Source organism: Mesorhizobium sp. BHbdii, from assembly GCF_053848045.1.
Window position 1 is genome coordinate 1 of record NZ_JBSPKX010000113.1, and the last position, 544, is coordinate 544.

Annotated in this window: 1 protein-coding gene and 1 pseudogene; one reads left to right on the forward strand and one right to left on the reverse strand. The window is 64.5% G+C overall.

The window, feature by feature from the left end; genetic code table 11:
- Positions 1–266, forward strand: a pseudogene (locus ACWTU8_RS32125) (LysR family transcriptional regulator); the annotation flags it as partial.
- 28 nt (positions 267–294) lie between these two features.
- Here ACWTU8_RS32125 and ACWTU8_RS32130 read toward each other — a convergent pair.
- Positions 295–544, reverse strand: a 250-nt coding sequence (locus ACWTU8_RS32130) for a dihydrofolate reductase family protein (RefSeq protein WP_455851290.1), incomplete at its 5' end; no start/stop codon positions are given.

Genomic DNA, 544 nt, shown 5'->3' on the forward strand with positions numbered 1-544 from the left:
AGCATGGACTGGAATGGCGCACCGTGTTCGAGAACGGCAACATCGACGCCACGACCGCGACAGTGCGCTCCGACCTCGCCGTCACCACCTGGCTGGCCTCCACCGTGCCGGCCGATCTCGACATCTTGCCGTTCGAGGCCGGCCTACCGCCACTGCCGAATTTTGCCATCAATCTGCATCTGCCGCGGCACGGCGTCGGGCCTGCCGCGCAGGAGTTCGCGCGGCATATACGCGATGGATTGGCGCGGCGAGCGCAGGCGGCTTGATACCTGGAAGAACCCAGGTCCTGCAAAGCTACTTCCCGTTCCTGCGTCGCTCGAGTTCGGCGCCGGACGGTTCGCCCGTGACAAAGGAGCCGATCTTGATTTCGCCCGCGCGTTCGTAGGTTGCGATGATGACGCCGGTGTTGGACGCCCGCGACTTCACAAGCTTGAAAGCGGCCGGCATCGCGTCATCGCCGAACAGACGCTTGCCCTTGCCCAGCAACAGCGGGAAGATCATCAGCCGGATCTCGTCGATCAGCCCGTTGGCGCGCAAGGTCTGG